The organism is Plantactinospora soyae, from assembly GCF_014874095.1.
Classification (GTDB): Bacteria; Actinomycetota; Actinomycetes; order Mycobacteriales; family Micromonosporaceae; genus Plantactinospora; species Plantactinospora soyae.
In genome coordinates this window covers 1,624,275-1,641,957 of sequence record NZ_JADBEB010000001.1, presented here as the reverse complement: position 1 = coordinate 1,641,957, position 17,683 = coordinate 1,624,275, and the positions used below count along the sequence as shown (strand labels likewise).

Sequence of the window (17,683 nt, the reverse complement as noted above, 5' to 3'; positions counted from 1 at the left end):
GGTCAGGCTGCCGCACTCAGTACGACCGCGATCCGGTCGCCGGCGGCCAGCGCCACCACCGCCGGGACGTCCCTGGCCGCCAACGCGAGGTAGAGGACCACGGAATTGGCGGCCGGGGTGGCCATGTCGATGACGGTGGCCTGGAACCGGGTGGCGGGTGCCCCGGCGCTGTCGTTCTCGCCCCGGGTGCTGAACAGCAGCACCTTGTCGCCCGGACGGAGCCGTTTCGCCGGCACCTCGCTCGGCTTGAGGCCCACCGAGACCTGCTGCTGCCCGGCGGCCAGCAGCGGCTTGTCGGTGAGCTGCGCCATGGTCAGCAGGGTGCCGGGGGTCAGCGTCACGGCCGCCCGCTTGCCGAGCACCTCGGCGACCCGGTCGGACGACACCGGGTCGAGCCCCTGTCCACCGGCGACCTGCACGGCGACCACGTCGTCCGCGCTGAGTACGGTGCCGACCGGTACGGCCCGGGCGACCGCCAAATAGCTGCCGGTGGCGCGTACCGAGGTGATCGCGAACGCCGAGCCGAGCCCGCCGAGCGCGATCAGCAGTACGGCGAGGCCGAGCAGACCGGGTCGCATCCGGCGCTGCCGGACGATCCGGGGCGGGGTGATCGGCGCGTCGATCGGCCCGCCCAGCGTGGGGCTGGTCGCCACGGTCACCTGGTCACCACCTGGAGTTCGTCGATCTGGATCGAGCCCTCGGTGGTCAGTTGGGCGGCGAGCGGCGGCTCGTCGTCGCCGGTGCTGCTGCTCCACGGCACGGTCCAGTGCTTGGTGGCGGTGATCTGGTACTTCCCGTCGCGCAGCCCCTGGCTGGACCGTGGGTAGCCGTCGTAGGTGCAGGCTCCGGCAGGTGGTCGGCGCGGGTCGTGCTGGCCGGCCTTGAACGGGATGCCGGCGGAGGTGCAGGTCACCGGCGGGTCGCCGTTGCCCATGTCCCAGACGACCTTCGTCGGGATCGCCTCGATCTCGACCGTGACGCCGCCCGCGCTGGCGTCGGCTCCGACCCGGGCCCAGCTCGACGCGTCGTACAGCCAGACCGGTACGCCGACCAGGCCGGCGGTGCCGCTCGGGGCGGTCCGGATCTGCGGCGCCGCCAGGTCCAGCCCGGCGAGCAGATCGAGCGCCATCTCCCGGGGATCCGGCGGTTCGAAGCCGGCCGGCGGGTCGGCCAGGAAGACCGGCTCGGCGGTCGCCGGCCCGCCACAGGTCTTCAGATAGCTGGTCATCCCGGCCGGCGTTTCCGGCGACTGGGGCTCCATCCGCTTGTAGTAGCAGTCGTCGGCGCTGTTGAACCAGCCGCGCAACTCGTCGTAGCAGGGGACGACCGTGCCGTCGTCCTTCTTGCAGACCCGGTCCCCGCCGCCGGAGCCGCCGCCATCGCCGTCGTCCGAGCCGCCGCTGTCGTCGTCGCCCGGCTCGCCGGGCAGGTGCTCCCAGACGTCGCAGTTGCCCTGCCCGGGCGGGCATTCCGCCACCGGATCGCGGGCGGCGGCGGGACCGCCGGTCAGCACGATGGTGGCGGCCAGGACCAGCACCCCGGCGGCCCCGGCACCGAGCACCCGCCGGGTCAGCACGGCTGGTCCTCGTGTACGGCACCGGTATTGATCAGCCATCGTCCGTCCGGGTACCGGGTGGCGGTGGCGGTGGCGAGGTGGCGCCCACCGGCCGAGCCGGGCACCACGGCCCGGTTCTTCTTGTAGATCAGCCGATAGCCGGTGGTGTCGATGCAGTCCTGGATCGAGACCGTGGCGGGATCGGAGTCGAGATCGACTCCGATCACCGCCGGGTTGGAGACGAGCTTTCCGGTGCGCATCGCGCCGTGCTCCTTCGCGTCGCGAATGGTGAGCCTGACCCGGGTCAGCAGCGGATCGGCAAGATACTTCCGCAGTTCCGGATCAAGTGGATTGCCGGCCAACTCCGCTTTTCGGGAAGCGTTGAGATAGCCGGCATAGGCGGCCAGTGCGGACTTCTCCGCCGCCGCGGCATCCGTGTCGGCGCTGGCCGCCGCCTCGGCCCCGGTACCGCCGCCCGGCGTGCCGGGCTCCGTCCGGCTGCCGCAGCCGGTCCCGGCGGCGATCAGGGCCACGACGAGCAGCGCGGTCGAGAGGGTGGCCAGTTGCCGCGTTCGCAACGGTCTCTCCTCCTCATGCTCCGCCGCTTGCCGGCACTGCTCCGCCACCTGCCGGCTCATGCTCCGCCGCTTGCCGCCGGGTGACTGCGAGCACCCGGGGTGCCCCGCCGGATCGGCGGGACGTGGGCACGGCCGCTCCGCCCCGGAGGCCCTCGACCGGGCCCGGCGCCGCTGCATCCACATTTGGTTTAGTCGATCTAGTTTTACGGCGCCGTTATTGTCGGCTGATCATTCCGTCCACTGCTCGCCGACAGTTGTGCGTCGTCCAAGGGGCGAGCATAGGCTGACCGGCGACGATGCAACAGGGGCTAATTCAGAGAATACGGACGGTAGCGATCTTTGTGGTCGATCAACATCGGAGTCCTATGGTGTCAATCGATGGGTTGAATGTGATCAATGGTTTTCCGTCCCGGATGGATGACGGGTCGTTCTGGTCAGATTCTGCCGGCCCGACGGGGCGAATTGCGGCGAATGACGATGATCTGACAGCTTCCGTACCCCGGGTACTGCGGGGCGCCTCCGGTCGTCGTACCGGGGTTCGGCGATCCATCCCGACACGCCGGTACGGCGACCCCGGAGTGCGCCGTACGCTGCGAAGATCAGTTGTTAGCGATCATGAAGTTACTCTACGTATCTGGAATCCGCCCCGATCCCGGCCCATCCCGCCGGCGTGCGACAGGAGGTCGAGGTGCGGATCACCACCTCGCGACGCGAACCGGTGACCGGACCCGCGCCGGTCGCCTCCTGGCCGGCCCGGGGGCTCGCCGCGCTCGCCATCGCCCCGGCACTGCGCTGGCTGATCGCGACCGAGTCGGTCCCGTACGGCCAGCCGCGTCGAACCGGCTGCGACAGCTGCGGTACGCCGATCGGGCCGGCCGGTCCGGTCGGAACACTCTCGCCACGGGGCCGCTGCGCCACCTGTGGATCCCGACTCGGTGCACCGCCGCTGACCGTCGAGTTCGTCCTGCTCCTCGCGGTGGCGGTACTGGTCCTGGCGGGCCGGCCGCTGGTCGAGTCGCTCGCGTTCGCCTGGTGGGCCGGCTGCGCCGTACCGCTGCTCTTCGTCGACGTGGCCGTACACCGGTTGCCGGACCGGCTCACCTTCGCCGCCGCCGGTGGCACCCTGACCCTGCTCGGGATCGCGGCCCTGGTCGCCGACGATCCCTCGGCCTGGTGGCGGGCCCTGCTCGCCGGGCTCGGCGCGGGCCTGTCGTTCGGGGTGAGCACCCTGCTGCTGGGGCAGCGCGGGTTCGGGCTGGGCGACGCCAAGCTGGCCCTGAGTTCCGTCGCGCTGCTCGGCTGGCTGGGCTGGCCGGCGGTGGTCCTCGGGCTGCTGCTGGCCTTCACCGGCTCGGCGCTGTACGCGACCGTCCTGCTGGTGACCCGGCGGATCGGCTGGCGCGGCCACCTTCCGTTCGGCCCGTTCCTGATCCTCGGCACCCTCGGCGCGCTCGCCCTCGGGTAAGGAAGGGCCCCTTCCTATCGCTTTTTGTAGAAGAAGGGGCCCTTCCTAACAGGTCTGTCAGCCTCGTGCCGCCCGGCCGGCCCGGTAGGCGCGCATCTTGGCCCGGCTGCCGCAGATGCTCATCGTGCACCAGCGACCGCGCCCGGCCGGGCTGTGGTCGTAGTACACCCACTGGCAGCGGTGCGCCGCGCAGGACTTCAGGCGCGGCCAGGTCTCGGCGGCGACGGCGTCGAGGATCGCCGCCGCGACCGTGGCGATCAGCGCGGCCGACCCGTCGAGCCGGGCCGCCGGTACGGCTCGCGCCGCCCCGGCGTCGTCGATGGTCAGCACCAGCGGGGCGGTGCCGAGCGTGTAGCGCAGTACGGCGGCCGACGCGGCCGGCACCCTGCTGCCGGTGTGTCCCCGGCAGGCGTCCCGTAACGCCTCCCGGAACCGACGGGTCTCGGTCACGTCGGAGTCGGTGAAGGTGAGTCCGGCCGAGCCGTGTGCGGCGGCGAACGCGGCCAGTTCGGCGATGGTACGCAGCCGGTCGCGGTCGGCCTCGATGTCGACGGTGTTCAACAGATCCTGCACGAGCGCGAGCTGTCCGGGTGCGGGCGTACGGTCACCGGGCTGCTTCATGGCGCCACGGTACGCACCTTCCGCCAATCGGCGGCAACGTTTATCGATATATTCCCCGCCGTTCCGTCCCCGGGACCGGGCACTCGCCCGCTACTGTCGGCGGTCGGGTGTGCTCAGTCGGTGGGTGAGGGCGGTGTGTCGGCGACCGGTTCCGGCGGTCCGTACCGCGATGGCCAGGGCCTTGCGGGAACCGGCCAGCACGACGAGCTTCCTGGCCCGGGTGACCGCCGTGTAGAGCAGGTTCCGTTGCAGCATCGTGTACGACCCCATCGTCACCGGGATGACGACGGCCGGGTACTCGCTGCCCTGCGACCGGTGCACGGTGATGGCGTACGCGTGTTGGAGCTCGTCGAGCTCGTCGAAGTCGTACCCGATCTCCTCGGCCTCGTCGGTGCGGACGGTGAGTTGGCGGTTCTCCAGGGAGAGGTCGGTGACGACCCCGACGGTGCCGTTGAAGACCCCGGCGGCGCCCTTGTCGTAGTTGTTCCTGATCTGGATCACCTTGTCGCCGACCCGGAAGACCCGGGCGCCGTGCCGGCGTTCCGGTCGACCCTCCCGGTACGGGGCGAGCGCCTGCTGTAGCGCGGTGTTCAGGTTGCCGGCGCCGGCCGGGCCCCGGTGCATCGGGGTGAGAACCTGGATGTCCTGCGAGCGCAGCCCGAACTTCCGGGGTACCCGGCGGGCCACGATGTCCACCACGAGTTCGGCGGTCGCCTCCGGCTCGTCCACCGGAAACAGGAAGAAGTCGGGGAACTCGCCGAGGACCGGCGACTGGCCGGCGTTGATCCGGTGCGCGTTGACCACCACCCCGGACTCCTGGGCCTGCCGGAAGATCTTCGTCAGCCGGACCCGGGGAACCGGCTCGGCGTTCAGCACGTCCCGGAGCACCTCGCCGGCACCGACCGAGGGAAGCTGGTCGACGTCGCCGACCAGCAGCAGGTGGGCGCCGGGGGCCACGGCCTTGATGAGCTTGTTCGCCAGGATCAGGTCGAGCATCGACGCCTCGTCGACGACGATCAGGTCCGCGTCGATCGGATTGTCCCGGTCATGGGTCGGATCACCACCGGGACGCAGTTGCAGCAGCCGGTGCACGGTTGCCGCCGGATGGCCGGTGAGCTCCGTCAACCGCTTCGCCGCCCGCCCGGTCGGCGCGGCGAGCACGATCTTCGCCCCCTTGGCGGCGGCGAGCTGGATCACCGAGGAGACGGTGAACGACTTGCCGCAGCCGGGGCCGCCGGTGAGCACCGCGACCTTCGAGGTCAGGGCGAGCCGGACCGCCGCCTCCTGCTCGGGCGCGAGTTCCGCTCCGCTCCGGGTACGCAGCCAGGCCAGCGCCTTCGTCCAGTCCACCGTGCCGAACGCCGGCATCCGGTCGCTCCTGTGGTGCAGCAGCCGGAGCAGGCTGGCCGCGAGCGCGGACTCGGCCCGGTGGAACGGCACCAGGTAGACCGCCGGGATCGTGCCGCCCTCGGTGCTCGGATTGGGTACCTGCTCGGAGACCACTCCCTCGTCGGCGGCGAGGTCGGTCAGGCAGCTCCGGACCAGCTCCACCGGCACCCCGAGGATCTCGGCGGCGTCCGCCACCAGGTTCGGCTCGGGCAGGTAGCAGTGCCCGCCGTCGGCCGCCTCGGAGAGGGTGTACTGGATGCCGGCCTGGACCCGCTGCGGGCTGTCGTGCGGGATGCCGACCGCCTGGGCGATCGTGTCGGCGGTCTTGAAGCCGATTCCCCAGACGTCGGCGGCCAGCCGGTACGGCTCGTTCCGGACGATCGAGATGGAGCCGTCGCCGTACTTCTTGAAGATCCGTACGGCCAGTGAGGTGGAGACCCCGACGCCCTGGAGGAAGACCATCACCTCCTTGATGGACTGTTGCTCGGCCCAGGCGGTGGCGATCATCTTCGTACGCTTCGGTCCCAGTCCCGGCACCTCGATCAGCCGGCCGGACTCCTCCTCGATGATCCGCAGGGTGTCGACGCCGAAGTGCTCGACGATCCGGGTGGCCATCTTCGGGCCGATCCCCTTGATCAGCCCCGAGCCGAGGTACCGCTCGATGCCCTGGATCGTCGCCGGCAACACGGTCGTGTACGACTGCACCTCGAACTGGCGCCCGTACTTCGGATGTGATCCCCACCGGCCGACCAGCCGTACGCTCTCGCCGGGCTGCACTCCGAGCAGCGATCCGACCACGGTGAGCAGGTCGGAGCCGGACCGGTCGGTGGCGAACCGGGCGATGGTGTAGCCGGTCTCCTCGTTGGCGTACGTGATCCGCTCCAGCACCGCCTCCAGCACCGCTCCCGGGGGCCGGTCGGTGGGGCGCTGCTCCGCGGTCGGTGCCTGCCGTGCCGTCACCCGAGCATCATGCAGCACGCCGATCCGCAACCTGATCAGCCGTCGCTTCGACACCGCTGGCACCGGGCGTCGCTAGCTGGGGTGATCCCGACCCGGACGCGGGCGGGCCGGCTTAGCGTGATGCCATGGAAGCGGAGCGCGCTGTGGTGATCGAAGGTGAACTGCACGAGCTGCTGGTCATGCTCGCCGTCAACCGGAGCGAGAGCGCGGAGGAGACGGTCACCCGGCTGATCGAGGCCGAGTTCGACCGGATCAACCCGGGCATGCTGGACGACATCCGCCGACCCGGCGCGGCGATCAAACGCCTGTACGCGGCGACCGGCCGGCCGATCCCGGAGGTGTTCCGGGAGTCGGTCGAGCCCGAGTTCGGCCGAGCTGGGGTACGGGAACTCGACGAGACCGGAGAACTGCGCCGCGTCTAGCGTGCCGCTCGGTGAAGTAATGGCCGGGCGGTGGTTCCTGGTCCATCGCCCATCGTTCACGATGAATGTCTTGGCGCCCAGGGGGAGTGTCCCCTGCGCCGGCAGTCGAGAGCGAGGGGTCCACTGTGCACAGTCGTCCGTCCCGACCGGCCCGATGGTGGGCCCGTACCCTGATCCTGCCCGTCGTTGCCGCCGCCCTGATCGCCGGGAGCGGCACTGCGGCGTACGCCGCGGCCGAGGACACCGAGCCGCCGAGCACTCCCGGTCCGATCACCGTCGTCGACACCACCGCCAACTCGGTGCTGCTCACCTGGGCCGCCTCCACCGACAACGTCGCGGTGGCCTCGTACCAGGTCTCGCAGATCTTCACGGACATCGGCATCATGCGGAGCACTCCCACCAACAGCATTCTGATCACCGGAGTGCTGCCGTCCCGGACGTACACCTTCGGTGTGTGGGCCGTGGACGCGGCCGGTAACCGTTCGACCGCGCCGCCGTCGCTCCGCTTCACCATGCCGCCGGGCGACAGCCAGCCGCCGACCGCACCCGCCGCGCTGGCCGTACGTCTGGTCGGGGAGACCAGTGTCAGCCTCGGCTGGAGCCCGTCGACCGACAACGTCCTGCTCGCCCAGTACGAGGTGCTCTCGATCGCCCCGGCCGGCAACACCGTGGTGGCCCGGGTGCCGCTGCTTCCGCCCGCCTACCCCTCGACGTCGGCGTCGGTCGCCGGGCTGACCCCGGGTACCACGTACACCTTCGCGGTGCGTGCCCTCGACGAGGCCGGCAACTACTCGGCGTTGTCCGATCCGGTCACGGTGACCACCGGCCGGGCGCCCGAGCCGACGCCCGCCTGCACCGCTCGGTACCGGACCGTCTCGCAGTGGCCCGGTGGGTCGCAGGTCGAGCTGGTGATCACGAACACCGGCCCGGCGGCGATCAGCGGCTGGACGCTGGTCTGGTCCTTCCCGAGCTCGCAGCGGATCGTCTCGATCTGGGGAGCGGCGCTGGTCAGCCAGACCGAGGGCACGGTCACGGTCCGGGACGTCCGGCACAACGCGACGATCCGACCGGGCGGCACGGTGGCCATCGGATACGTCGCCCGCGGGTCCGCCGTGCCGACCGCGTTCGCCCTCAACGGTCAATCCTGTCGGGCCGGATAGCCCGCCGCCCGCCCGACGTCACCTCGGCCAGCCGCGTACTCCGATCGGGCCAGCTTCCGCGAGCTGGTCCGATCCGCGGTGGTCGGTTCCGTACCCATCGGTCATCATGAATCCCTGGGTGTCGGGGGCCTCCCGGCGCAGCAGCCGAGAGCGAGGGATCCATCGTGGGAAATCGTCCGTCCCGGCCGGTCCGCTGGTGGGCCCGGTGCCTGAGCGTGCCCGTCCTTGCCGGCGCCCTGATCGCCGCGTCCGCCTCCGTACCCGCGTCCGCCTCCGTACCCGCCTCGGGGTACGCCGCCTCGGCCGGGGTCGAGGACACCGAGCCACCGAGCGCCCCCGGCCCGATCACCATCGCCGAGATCAGCAACACCTCGGTCGTCCTCACCTGGGCCGCCTCCACCGACAACATCGGCGTCGTCCAGTACGCGGTCTCGTACCTCTACCTCGACACCGGAGGATCGGCGTTCACCAGCACCAACAGCATCCGGTTCGACAACCTCCGGCCCTCGGGCAGCTACACCTTCAGGGTCACGGCGGTCGACGCGGCCGGCAACCGGTCCCCGTCTCCGCCGGCTCGGCTGGTGACCATGCCGCCCGGCGACGATCAGCCGCCGACCACTCCGGGCCGACCGGTCGCCTCGGAGATCACCGACCGGACCGTGAAGCTGAGCTGGGTCCATTCGGTCGAGAACATCCAACTCGACATCTACCAGATCTTCCAGGTCACCGACGCCGGCAACACCCTCGTCCGCGACGTGAACCAGATTCCGAGGGGCCCGAGCGAAACCGTTGTCGGCGGTCTGACCCCGGCTACGACGTACACCTTCGTGGTGCGGGCCCGGGACGAGGCCGACAACTACTCGGCGTTCTCCGAGCCGGTCACGGTGACCACCTTGCCGGCGAGCGAGCCGGACCCGATCTGCACCGTCCGGTACCGCGTCGGCGGCCAGTGGCCCGGCGGTACGCAGGTCGAGTTGCTGATCGTGAACCACGCCACGACGGCGGTCGATGGTTGGACGCTGACCTGGAACTTCCCGGCCGAGCAACGGTTGCACGCCCTCCGGGGCGCGGTGCTGATCGGCCGGGGCGACGGCACCATCACGGTGCAGAACGCCCGGCACAACGCCACGATCCGACCGGGCGGCACCGCCACGCTCGGCTACGTCACGTCGATGTCCGTGACGCCGACCGACTACTGGCTGAACAGCAGGAGGTGCCAGGCCGGTTAGCCGGTTTCTCGGACTTCTGTTCGAGGCGACGACCCGGAAAGGGGCGGAGGGCGCGCCGGAGCGTGCGCGCCCTCCACGTTGGCTGCCCCTCCGCCACCCGACCGGTCGGAACCGGGTTCCTTTCGTACGGGTCGCCGAGTCCTGGGGCATCACTCGCCGTTCTCCTAGGTAACCGCACCAGCGCGTTTCTGTCGATTGACAGGACTACCGATACGGCGAGGGAGTGGATCGCAATGTCGGATCTTCGGCGTACCGGAACAGGGGATGGCTGACCTGCCACCCGGTGCGGCAGAGATCGCCGTCGAGGTGGAACGGATCACGGCACTGCCCGGTGGGGCGGCCGACCGGGCGTCGGAACTCCTGACCGTGCTGCACCGGCTCGTGCCGTACGCGGGCTCCATGATGTACGTCCTCAATCCGGAACTCCGGGAGTTCGCGCTCCTGGGCGAGTCCGGCTACGCCGAGCCCACCCTCGCGTACATGCGCAGTTCGGAGCACTACCACGAGATGGAGCTGCTCGGAATGGATCGGGATCGCCCGCCGATGTGCGTCCGCGACACTCCGTTTCCGCCGGAGGAACTGCCGTCCTGGGCGGAGCACCTGGCTCCGGCGGGCTTCCGCGAGGGTGTCGGCATCACACTGTTCAGCCCGGACGGCCGGCATCTCGGACTTCTCACCCTGCACACCGACGATCCGGCGCACCCGACCGACGAGGCCCGGGACTTTCTGGGCCTGCTCGCGCCGTTGATCTCCGACGCCGTGGACCCGATGCGCTCCATCGTGGCCCTGTCGAACATCGTCGGCGACGCGGATGCCGGAGTCGTGCTGACCCGGGCCGGCAACGTGCTGCCGCTGCCCGGGCTGGCGGGGCATCCGTTGCTGCGGTCCGGGTCGGTGGTGCTCGAGGTGGCGGCGTCGGGCCTGGCCGAGGGCGATGTGCACAGCGCGTTCCTGTGCCCGTACCGACCGCCCGACGGCGTCGAGGGGCACGTCCGGATCACCGTACTGTCCTGTCCCACCTCGGCGCCGCCCCACCTGTGTGCGGTGGTGCTGACCTCTCCCGTCGGCGACCTGCGCGGATTGACCCGGCGGGAGTTGGAGATCCTCGGGCTCCTCGTCGACGGTTGGTCGAACCAGCGGATGGCCAACCGGTTGGTGATCGCCCAGCGCACCGTGGCCGCGCACATCGAACACATCCTGATCAAGCTGAACGCCCCGAGTCGTACCCTCGCGGCCGTCCGGGCGCTGCGCCTGGGTCTGTACGTCCCACGGCCTCTGGCCCGGATCCGCCGATGACCCCTGCGACCCGTACCGGTGTTTCTCGTTACGGAGTTACGTCATGAGCGGTCTTCCCCGGTCCGTGCGGGCTGTCACCCGTGCGGTGGCGGAGATCGCCGCCGCTCCGGTACACGGCGACCAGCCGGAGGAGTTGCTGGCCCTGCTCCGCCAGGTGATCCCGTTCCAGGCCGCCTGGCTCGGGCTGCTCGACGACGAACGTCGCCGGTACGTCAGACTCGCGACCACCGGGTACGACGACCGCACCCGTCGCTACCTCGGTACCCCGGAGATCGCGGATCAGGTCGACCTCTGCGGGCTGAGTACGACGCCCGCTCCGCAGTCCGCCCGGGACTCGCCGGTACCGCTCGACGAACTACCGGTGTGGCCGGAGTACTACCGGCCGGCCGGGTTCCGTGGCGGGTTGGCGGTAGGCCTGTTCGCCCAGGACCGTCGGCATCTCGGGTTGCTCGTCCTCAACACCGAGGACCGGGACCATCCGACCGACGGCGAGCGGGATCTGATCGGCGCCCTGGCGCCCCGGCTCGCCACCGTGGTCGATCCGATCCGGTCGGTGGCGGTGCTGGCCCGGATCGTCCGCGACGCGGTGGGCGGTGTCGTGCTGACCCGGGGCGGCGCGGCCCTGCCGCTACCCGGTCTGCCGGAGCATGTCCTGCTCGCGCCGGACTCGGCGTTGCTGCCGGTGGCCGTCCGGCAGCAGGCCCTGACCGATGGCTGCGGATCGTTCCTCTGGCCGGTCCGGCCGTACCCGGAGGCCGACGAACGGGACGACTTCGTCCGGGTTGCCGTGCTGAACTGCCCTCCGGGACGGTCGCAACTGGTCGCCGTGGTGGTGCTGTCCGCTCCGCCCGGCGACCGGCCCGTTCTGTCCCGCAGCGAGCTGAGGATCCTGGGCATGCTGCTCGACGGCTGGCTCGACCAGCGGATCGCGGTCGCCATGGATCTTCCGGCGCGGGTCGTCGCCGAGATGACCGACCGGATCACCGCCCGGCTCGGTGCGCCTGACCTGCACTCGGCGCTGCTGCGGGCGGCCCGCTGGGGATGGTTCATTCCGCACCGGCTCACCGCGCCGTCGCCCTGACCAAGCCGCGCCGTCGCCCTGATCACACCGCGCCATCGACCTGACCCCGGCACCTGCCCCGATCGGCACCGGGCTGCTGGTCGGCCGGTGACCACCGTACCGTTGGCGGGCGCGTGCCCACCCCGGGCGCGGGGGAGGTGGCTTCGTGGAGCCGTTCGCCGAGCTGCGCCGGCTGCTCGCCGACGTGCCGTGTGCCGGGCTGGACGACCTGCCCCGGTCGGTGATGGCGGTCGCCCCGGCGCTGGGCGCCACCGAGATCGTCGTCTACGTGATCGACTACAACCAGACGTTCCTCGTGCCCCTGGACGAGCCCGGCGTGCCGCGCCGCCGACCGCTGCCGGTGGAGGGGAGCCTGGCCGGGCGGGCCTTCACCGCCGGCCGTACGCACCGCCGTGCCGGCCGGGTGGGTCGGTTGTGGGTGCCGCTGGTGGACGGCTGCCATCGGCTCGGCGTGTTGGAGATCGCCACGACCGGGGCACCCGGGGAGCTACGGGACGTCGCGGACGAGTTGGCGGCCGTGGTGGCGCAGCTCCTGATCAGCCGCCGGGCGTACGGCGACAAGATCGAGCGGATCCGGCGGCGCGAGCCGATGCAGCTCGCCGCCGAGATCGTCTGGAGCCAGCTGCCGCCGCTCAGCTTCACCGCCGGTCGGGCGATGGTCACCGGCATCCTGGAGCCCTGTTACGACATCGGCGGGGACGTGTTCGACTACGCCCTCAACGGTGACCTGCTCTCGGTGGCGCTTTTCGACGCCGTCGGACACGGGACGGAGGCCAGTCTGCTGGCCACGCTCTGCCTGTCGGCGTACCGCAACGCCCGGCGCTGCGGGCTCGACCTCCGGGACACGGCGCGCAGCGTGGACAAGCTGATCCATGCGCACCGACCGGGCACTTTCGCCAGTGCGGTACTCGCCGAACTGGACTGCGCGACCGGGGCGCTCGGGCTGGTCGTCGCCGGGCACCCGGCGCCGCTGCTGCTCCGGGGCGGCCGGTTGGTTCGGGAACTGCCGGCACCGACGGCGCTGCCGCTCGGGCTGAACTACCTGTCCGCCGACGGGCCCCGGGTGGTCGAGGAGATGCTGCATCCGGGTGACCAGTTGCTGCTCTACACCGACGGGGTCATCGAGGCGCGCTCCGAGACCGGCGAGATGTTCGGCATTGATCGGCTGGTCGACCTGGTCACCCGGGCGCTCGCCGACGGCCTGCCGACGCCGGAGAGCATGCGCCGGCTGGTCGGCGCCATCCTGCGGCACCAGAACGACCGGCTCCAGGACGACGCGACCGCGCTCTTCGTGGAATGGACCCCGGACTGATCTTGTCAGTCGACGGGGTCGAGCGTCCTGAACTGGGCATTCGGCGCAGTCGACCAGCTCGGGACGTGGCCTGGGTCACATGCCGGAACACGGAGCACCATTTGTTACTTGAGTCGTACAAGCTCAACTAATCGATGGCAGGTGTTTGATGGCAACTCTTCCGGTTCTTCCTCTGACCGACGCTGTCCTTCTGCCCGGCATGGTCATTCCGGTGACCCTCGACGCGACCACCCAGTCCGCCGTCGACGCCGCCCGGGCGACGGGCGACAAGAAGCTTCTGGCCGTGCCCCGGGTCGATGGCGAGTACGGCTCCGTCGGCGTCGTCGCCGCGATCGAGAAGGTCGGCCGGCTGCCCAGCGGTGAACCCGCCGCGGTGGTCCGTGGCCTGTCCCGGGCCCGGGTCGGGTCCGGCGTGCCGGGTCCCGGTGCCGCGCTCTGGGTCGGGACGGTCGAGATCGACGAGCCCGCGCCCGCCGGCCGGGCCAAGGAACTCGCCCGGGAGTACCGGGCACTGGTGACGTCACTGCTCCAGGACCGTGGCGCATGGCAGGTCATCGACGCCGTGGAGCGGATGACCGACCTCTCCGAGCTGGCCGACTCGGCCGGCTACGCGCCGTGGCTCACCCTGGAACAGAAGATCGAACTGCTCACCGCCCCGGACGTGACGAGCCGGCTCGAACTGCTGGTCAACTGGGTTCGGGACTACCTGGCCGAGCAGGAGGTCACCGAGCAGATCAACTCTGACGTGCGGGAGGGGCTGGAGAAGTCCCAGCGCGAGTTCCTGCTCCGTCAGCAGCTCGCCGCGATCCGCAAGGAGCTGGGCGAGGACGAGCCGGACGGCTCGGCCGACTACCGGTCCCGGGTCGAGGCCGCGGAACTGCCCGAGAAGGTACGCGAGGCGGCACTGCGCGAGGTCGGCAAGCTGGAGCGGGCCAGCGACGCGTCTCCGGAGGCGGGCTGGATCCGTACCTGGCTGGACACGGTGCTGGAGATGCCGTGGAGCACGCGTACCGAGGACAACACCGACCTGGTCCAGGCCCGGGAGGTGCTGGACGCCGACCACGCCGGCCTGGCCGACGTGAAGGACCGGATCCTGGAGTACCTGGCGGTGCGCAACCGGCGCGCGGCCCGCAACCTCCAGGTTGTCGGCGGCCGTGGCTCGGGCGCGGTGCTGGCCCTCGGCGGCCCGCCCGGGGTCGGCAAGACCAGCCTCGGCGAGTCGGTCGCCCGGGCGCTCGGCCGGAAGTTCGTCCGGGTCTCGCTCGGCGGCATCCGCGACGAGGCCGAGATCCGTGGCCACCGCCGGACGTACGTCGGCGCGCTGCCCGGCCGGATCGTCCGGGCGCTGCGCGAGGCGGGCTCGATGAACCCGGTCGTGCTGCTCGACGAGGTCGACAAGATCTCGGCGGGGTACGCCGGTGACCCGGCCGCCGCCCTGCTGGAGGTGCTGGACCCGGCGCAGAACCACACGTTCCGGGACCACTACCTGGAGGTCGACCTCGACCTGTCGGACGTGCTCTTCCTGGCCACCGCCAACGTGGTGGACGCGATCCCCGGTCCGCTGCTGGACCGGATGGAGCTGGTCACCCTCGACGGCTACACCGAGGACGAGAAGGTTGCGATCGCCCGGGACCACCTGCTGCCGAGGCAGTTGGAGCGGGCCGGACTGACCGCCGACGAGGTGAGCATCGCCGACGAGGCGCTGGGCCGGATCGCGGCCGAGCACACCCGCGAGGCAGGGGTACGGCAGCTCGAACGGGCGCTGGCGAAGATCCTCCGCAAGGTCGCGGTGGCACTGGCCGGAGCCGAGGGACCGGTCCGGGTCGACACCGACAACCTGGCCAGCTACCTGGGACGGCCGAAGTTCACGCCGGAGTCGGCGGAGCGTACGGCGGTGCCCGGGGTGGCGACCGGGCTGGCGGTGACCGGAGCCGGCGGTGACGTGCTGTTCATCGAGGCGACCAGCATGGAGGGCGAGCCGGGGCTGACCCTGACCGGACAGCTCGGCGACGTGATGAAGGAGTCGGCGCACATCGCGCTCTCCTACCTCAGGTCGAACGGCCGGGCGCTGGGGCTGGACCCGAACGCGCTGGCCGGGCGGCGGATCCACCTGCACGTTCCGGCGGGTGCGGTGCCCAAGGACGGCCCGAGCGCGGGCATCACGATGGTCACCGCGCTGGCCTCGCTGGCCAGCGGCCGGCCGGTACGCCCGGAGTTCGGGATGACCGGTGAGGTCACCCTCTCCGGTCGGGTACTGCCGATCGGTGGGGTGAAGCAGAAGCTGCTCGCCGCGCACCGGGCCGGTCTGACCGAGGTGATCATCCCGGCCCGGAACGAGCCGGACCTCGACGACCTGCCGACCGAGGTGCGGGAGCAACTGACCGTGCACACCCTCGCCGACGTCGCCGACGTACTCGCACTGGCCCTGCGGCCGGCCGAGGACCCGGGCGTACTCGGCACCGTCGACGGCCCGGCGCTCGCCGCGGCCTGAGCCGAAGCGGTACCCGAAGGGGCGTCCTCCATCCGGAGGGCGCCCCTTCGGGCTGTCCATCCCCCCGGCCGCCGGCTGTCCAGCTCCCGACTTCCCGGCTAAATACGTTGACCTGAACGATGCTTGAGGTCCTACTGTCGGTGGCTGTCGGTACGGTTCGCGTGTCCGACCGGTGGGGGGCATGCGATGGACATGGAAGTCACGGCGTGGATGTCGATGTACAACTCGATGCACGCCCAGCAGGACAAGCGGCCGTTCTCGATGGCGACGCTGCGGCGCATCGGCGGCTTCGCCCAGCGACATCGTCGGCGACTGACGAACTATCTGCTGCTCAGCGTGGTGATGGCGGTGCTGGCGGTGGCCACCCCGGTGCTCGCCGGCCGGGTGGTGGACGCGATCGTCAACGGCGCCGAAACCGACCTGGTGATCGGGCTCGCCGTGCTGATCGCGGTCGTCGCGCTGGCCGAGGCCGGCCTCGGGCTGCTCACCCGGTTCATGTCGGCGAGCATCGGTGAGGGCCTGATCCTCGACCTGCGTACCACCGTCTTCGACCACGTGCAGAAGATGCCGGTCGCGTTCTTCACCCGGACCCGTACCGGGGCCCTGGTGAGTCGGCTGAACAACGACGTCATCGGCGCGCAGCGGGCGTTCAGCGACACCCTCTCCGGCATGGTCGGCAACCTGGTCACGCTGCTCCTCACCCTGGTGGTGATGATCGGGATCTCGTGGCGGATCACCCTGCTCGCGCTGGTGCTGCTGCCGGTCTTCGTGCTGCCGGCCCGCCGGATGGGCACCCGGCTGGCCCGGTTGGAGCGGGAGGCGGCCAACCACAACGCGACGATGAGCACCCAGATGACCGAGCGGTTCTCCGCACCCGGTGCGACGCTGATCAAGCTTTTCGGCCGGCCGGCGGCCGAGTCGGCCGAGTTCGCCGAGCGCGCCCGCCGGGTCCGGGACATCGGGGTACGCACCGCGATGGTCCAGTCGGTCTTCATCACCGCGCTCACCCTGGTCTCGGCGCTGGCGCTCGCCCTGGTGTACGGCCTCGGTGGCTTCTACGCCCTGCGCGGGCAGTTGGAGCCCGGTGCCGTCGTCGCGCTCGCCCTGCTGCTCACCCGCCTCTACGCCCCGCTGACCGCCCTGGCCAGCGCCCGGGTCGAGGTGATGAGCGCACTCGTGAGCTTCGAACGGGTCTTCGAGGTGCTCGACCTGAAGCCGTTGATCACCGAGAAGCCGGACGCCGGGCAGGTCCCGGACGGGCCGGTCTCGGTCGAGCTGGACGGGGTGCGGTTCGGCTACCCGTCCGCCGACAAGGTGTCGCTGGCCTCGCTGGAGGAGGTGGCGAACCTGGACACCCGGGGCGGGGTCGACGTACTGCACGAGGTGTCGTTCAAGGTCGAACCGGGCCAACTGGTGGCGCTGGTCGGCTCCTCCGGTGCCGGCAAGTCCACCATCGCTCAGCTGGTACCCCGGCTCTACGACGTCGACTCCGGAGCCGTACGCCTCGCCGGGCAGGACGTCCGGGATCTCTCCGCCGACTCGATCCGGGACACCCTCGGCCTGGTCACCCAGGACGGGCACCTGTTCCACGAGTCGATCCGGGCGAACCTGCTGCTGGCCCGGCCCGAGGCGACCGATGACGAGATCTGGGACGCGCTGCGCCGGGCCCGGCTCGCCGACCTGATCGCCGGGCTTCCGGACGGACTCGACACCGTGGTCGGCGAGCGCGGGTACCGGCTCTCCGGCGGCGAACGGCAACGGCTGACCATCGCCCGGCTGCTGCTGGCCCGCCCCCGGGTGGTGATCCTGGACGAGGCGACCGCACACCTGGACTCGACCTCGGAGGCGGCGGTGCAGGCGGCGCTCGGCGAGGCGCTGGCCGACCGTACCGCCCTGGTGATCGCGCACCGGCTGTCGACCGTACGGGCCGCCGACCAGATCCTGGTGATCGAGGACGGGCGGATCCTGGAACGCGGCACCCACGACGAACTGCTCGCCACCGGTGGCCGGTACGAGGAGCTGTACCGGACCCAGTTCGACCAGGGCGACCGGGTCGACGCCGACCGGAGCGAACTGGTGCCCGGTTGAGCTGGTCGAGGATCGAGTCGGGAAGGTACCGGGACC

General features: G+C 71.0%; 14 protein-coding genes. 9 read left to right on the top strand and 5 right to left on the bottom strand.

What is annotated here, in order from left to right:
• Positions 1–2 precede the first annotated feature (2 nt).
• Genes H4W31_RS07265 through H4W31_RS07255 form a run of 3 tightly spaced genes read right to left on the bottom strand, consistent with a single transcriptional unit; the run spans position 3 to position 2,133 of the window.
• Complete coding sequence (locus H4W31_RS07265; RefSeq protein ID WP_404825563.1) at positions 3–659, bottom strand: SAF domain-containing protein; 657 nt, start codon at positions 657–659, stop codon at positions 3–5.
• Positions 656–1,576, bottom strand: coding sequence for a hypothetical protein (locus H4W31_RS07260; RefSeq protein WP_192765955.1), 921 nt, complete (start codon positions 1,574–1,576; stop codon positions 656–658). The genes H4W31_RS07265 and H4W31_RS07260 overlap by 4 nt, the downstream gene beginning before the upstream one ends.
• Positions 1,570–2,133, bottom strand: coding sequence for a hypothetical protein (locus H4W31_RS07255; protein WP_192765954.1), 564 nt, complete (start codon positions 2,131–2,133; stop codon positions 1,570–1,572). Before H4W31_RS07255 ends, H4W31_RS07260 begins: the two co-directional genes overlap by 7 nt.
• 718 nt (positions 2,134–2,851) lie before the next feature.
• Between H4W31_RS07255 and H4W31_RS07250 the strand changes: the two genes are divergently transcribed.
• Positions 2,852–3,598: a prepilin peptidase gene (locus tag H4W31_RS07250; RefSeq protein WP_192771905.1), complete on the top strand. Its 747-nt coding sequence runs from the start codon at positions 2,852–2,854 to the stop codon at positions 3,596–3,598.
• A 57-nt stretch (positions 3,599–3,655) separates the two neighbouring features.
• Here the strand turns inward: H4W31_RS07250 and H4W31_RS07245 are convergent, their stop codons facing one another.
• Both H4W31_RS07245 and recD2 read right to left on the bottom strand, forming a co-directional pair.
• Positions 3,656–4,219 (bottom strand): CGNR zinc finger domain-containing protein, encoded by a 564-nt coding sequence (locus tag H4W31_RS07245; protein ID WP_192765953.1) that lies wholly within the window; start codon positions 4,217–4,219, stop codon positions 3,656–3,658.
• Between the two features lie 90 nt (positions 4,220–4,309).
• The gene (recD2, locus tag H4W31_RS07240) at positions 4,310–6,568 is read right to left on the bottom strand and encodes an SF1B family DNA helicase RecD2 (RefSeq protein WP_192765952.1); all 2,259 of its coding nucleotides are present in this window, start codon (positions 6,566–6,568) and stop codon (positions 4,310–4,312) included.
• Between the two features lie 125 nt (positions 6,569–6,693).
• Here recD2 and H4W31_RS07235 point away from each other — a divergent pair, with 125 nt between their 5' ends.
• The 8 genes from H4W31_RS07235 (at position 6,694) to H4W31_RS07200 (ending at position 17,647) form a co-directional block, all read left to right on the top strand.
• Positions 6,694–6,990 carry a hypothetical protein gene (locus H4W31_RS07235; protein ID WP_192765951.1) on the top strand — a complete coding sequence of 99 codons (297 nt, stop codon included), beginning with the start codon at positions 6,694–6,696 and terminating at the stop codon, positions 6,988–6,990.
• A 125-nt stretch (positions 6,991–7,115) separates the two neighbouring features.
• A complete protein-coding gene (locus H4W31_RS44155; protein ID WP_192765950.1) occupies positions 7,116–8,150 on the top strand; it encodes a cellulose binding domain-containing protein in 1,035 nt (344 codons plus the stop codon).
• A 164-nt stretch (positions 8,151–8,314) separates the two neighbouring features.
• Positions 8,315–9,379: a fibronectin type III domain-containing protein gene (locus H4W31_RS07225; protein WP_192765949.1), complete on the top strand. Its 1,065-nt coding sequence runs from the start codon at positions 8,315–8,317 to the stop codon at positions 9,377–9,379.
• A gap of 264 nt (positions 9,380–9,643) precedes the next feature.
• Complete coding sequence (locus H4W31_RS07220; protein WP_192765948.1) at positions 9,644–10,675, top strand: LuxR C-terminal-related transcriptional regulator; 1,032 nt, start codon at positions 9,644–9,646, stop codon at positions 10,673–10,675.
• 43 nt (positions 10,676–10,718) lie between these two features.
• Entirely contained in the window at positions 10,719–11,756 is a 1,038-nt protein-coding gene (locus tag H4W31_RS07215) for a GAF domain-containing protein (protein ID WP_192765947.1), read from the top strand.
• Between the two features lie 145 nt (positions 11,757–11,901).
• The gene (locus H4W31_RS07210; protein ID WP_318783063.1) at positions 11,902–13,068 is read left to right on the top strand and encodes a PP2C family protein-serine/threonine phosphatase; all 1,167 of its coding nucleotides are present in this window, start codon (positions 11,902–11,904) and stop codon (positions 13,066–13,068) included.
• 148 nt (positions 13,069–13,216) lie between these two features.
• Complete coding sequence (gene lon / locus H4W31_RS07205) at positions 13,217–15,559, top strand: endopeptidase La (RefSeq protein WP_192765946.1); 2,343 nt, start codon at positions 13,217–13,219, stop codon at positions 15,557–15,559.
• Between the two features lie 186 nt (positions 15,560–15,745).
• Positions 15,746–17,647, top strand: a complete 1,902-nt coding sequence (locus H4W31_RS07200) for an ABC transporter ATP-binding protein (RefSeq protein WP_192765945.1) — start codon at positions 15,746–15,748, stop codon at positions 17,645–17,647.
• The last annotated feature ends 36 nt before the right edge of the window (positions 17,648–17,683 follow it).

Excerpts from the sequence above, each read along its gene's own strand:
- H4W31_RS07245 (WP_192765953.1), bottom strand. The coding sequence starts at position 4,219 with ATGAAGCAGCCCGGTGACCGTACGCCCGCACCCGGACAGCTCGCGCTC.
- H4W31_RS07235 (WP_192765951.1), top strand. The coding sequence starts at position 6,694 with ATGGAAGCGGAGCGCGCTGTGGTGATCGAAGGTGAACTGCACGAGCTG.
- H4W31_RS07220 (WP_192765948.1), top strand. The coding sequence starts at position 9,644 with ATGGCTGACCTGCCACCCGGTGCGGCAGAGATCGCCGTCGAGGTGGAA.
- H4W31_RS07215 (WP_192765947.1), top strand. The coding sequence starts at position 10,719 with ATGAGCGGTCTTCCCCGGTCCGTGCGGGCTGTCACCCGTGCGGTGGCG.
- lon (WP_192765946.1), top strand. The coding sequence starts at position 13,217 with ATGGCAACTCTTCCGGTTCTTCCTCTGACCGACGCTGTCCTTCTGCCC.
- H4W31_RS07200 (WP_192765945.1), top strand. The coding sequence starts at position 15,746 with ATGGACATGGAAGTCACGGCGTGGATGTCGATGTACAACTCGATGCAC.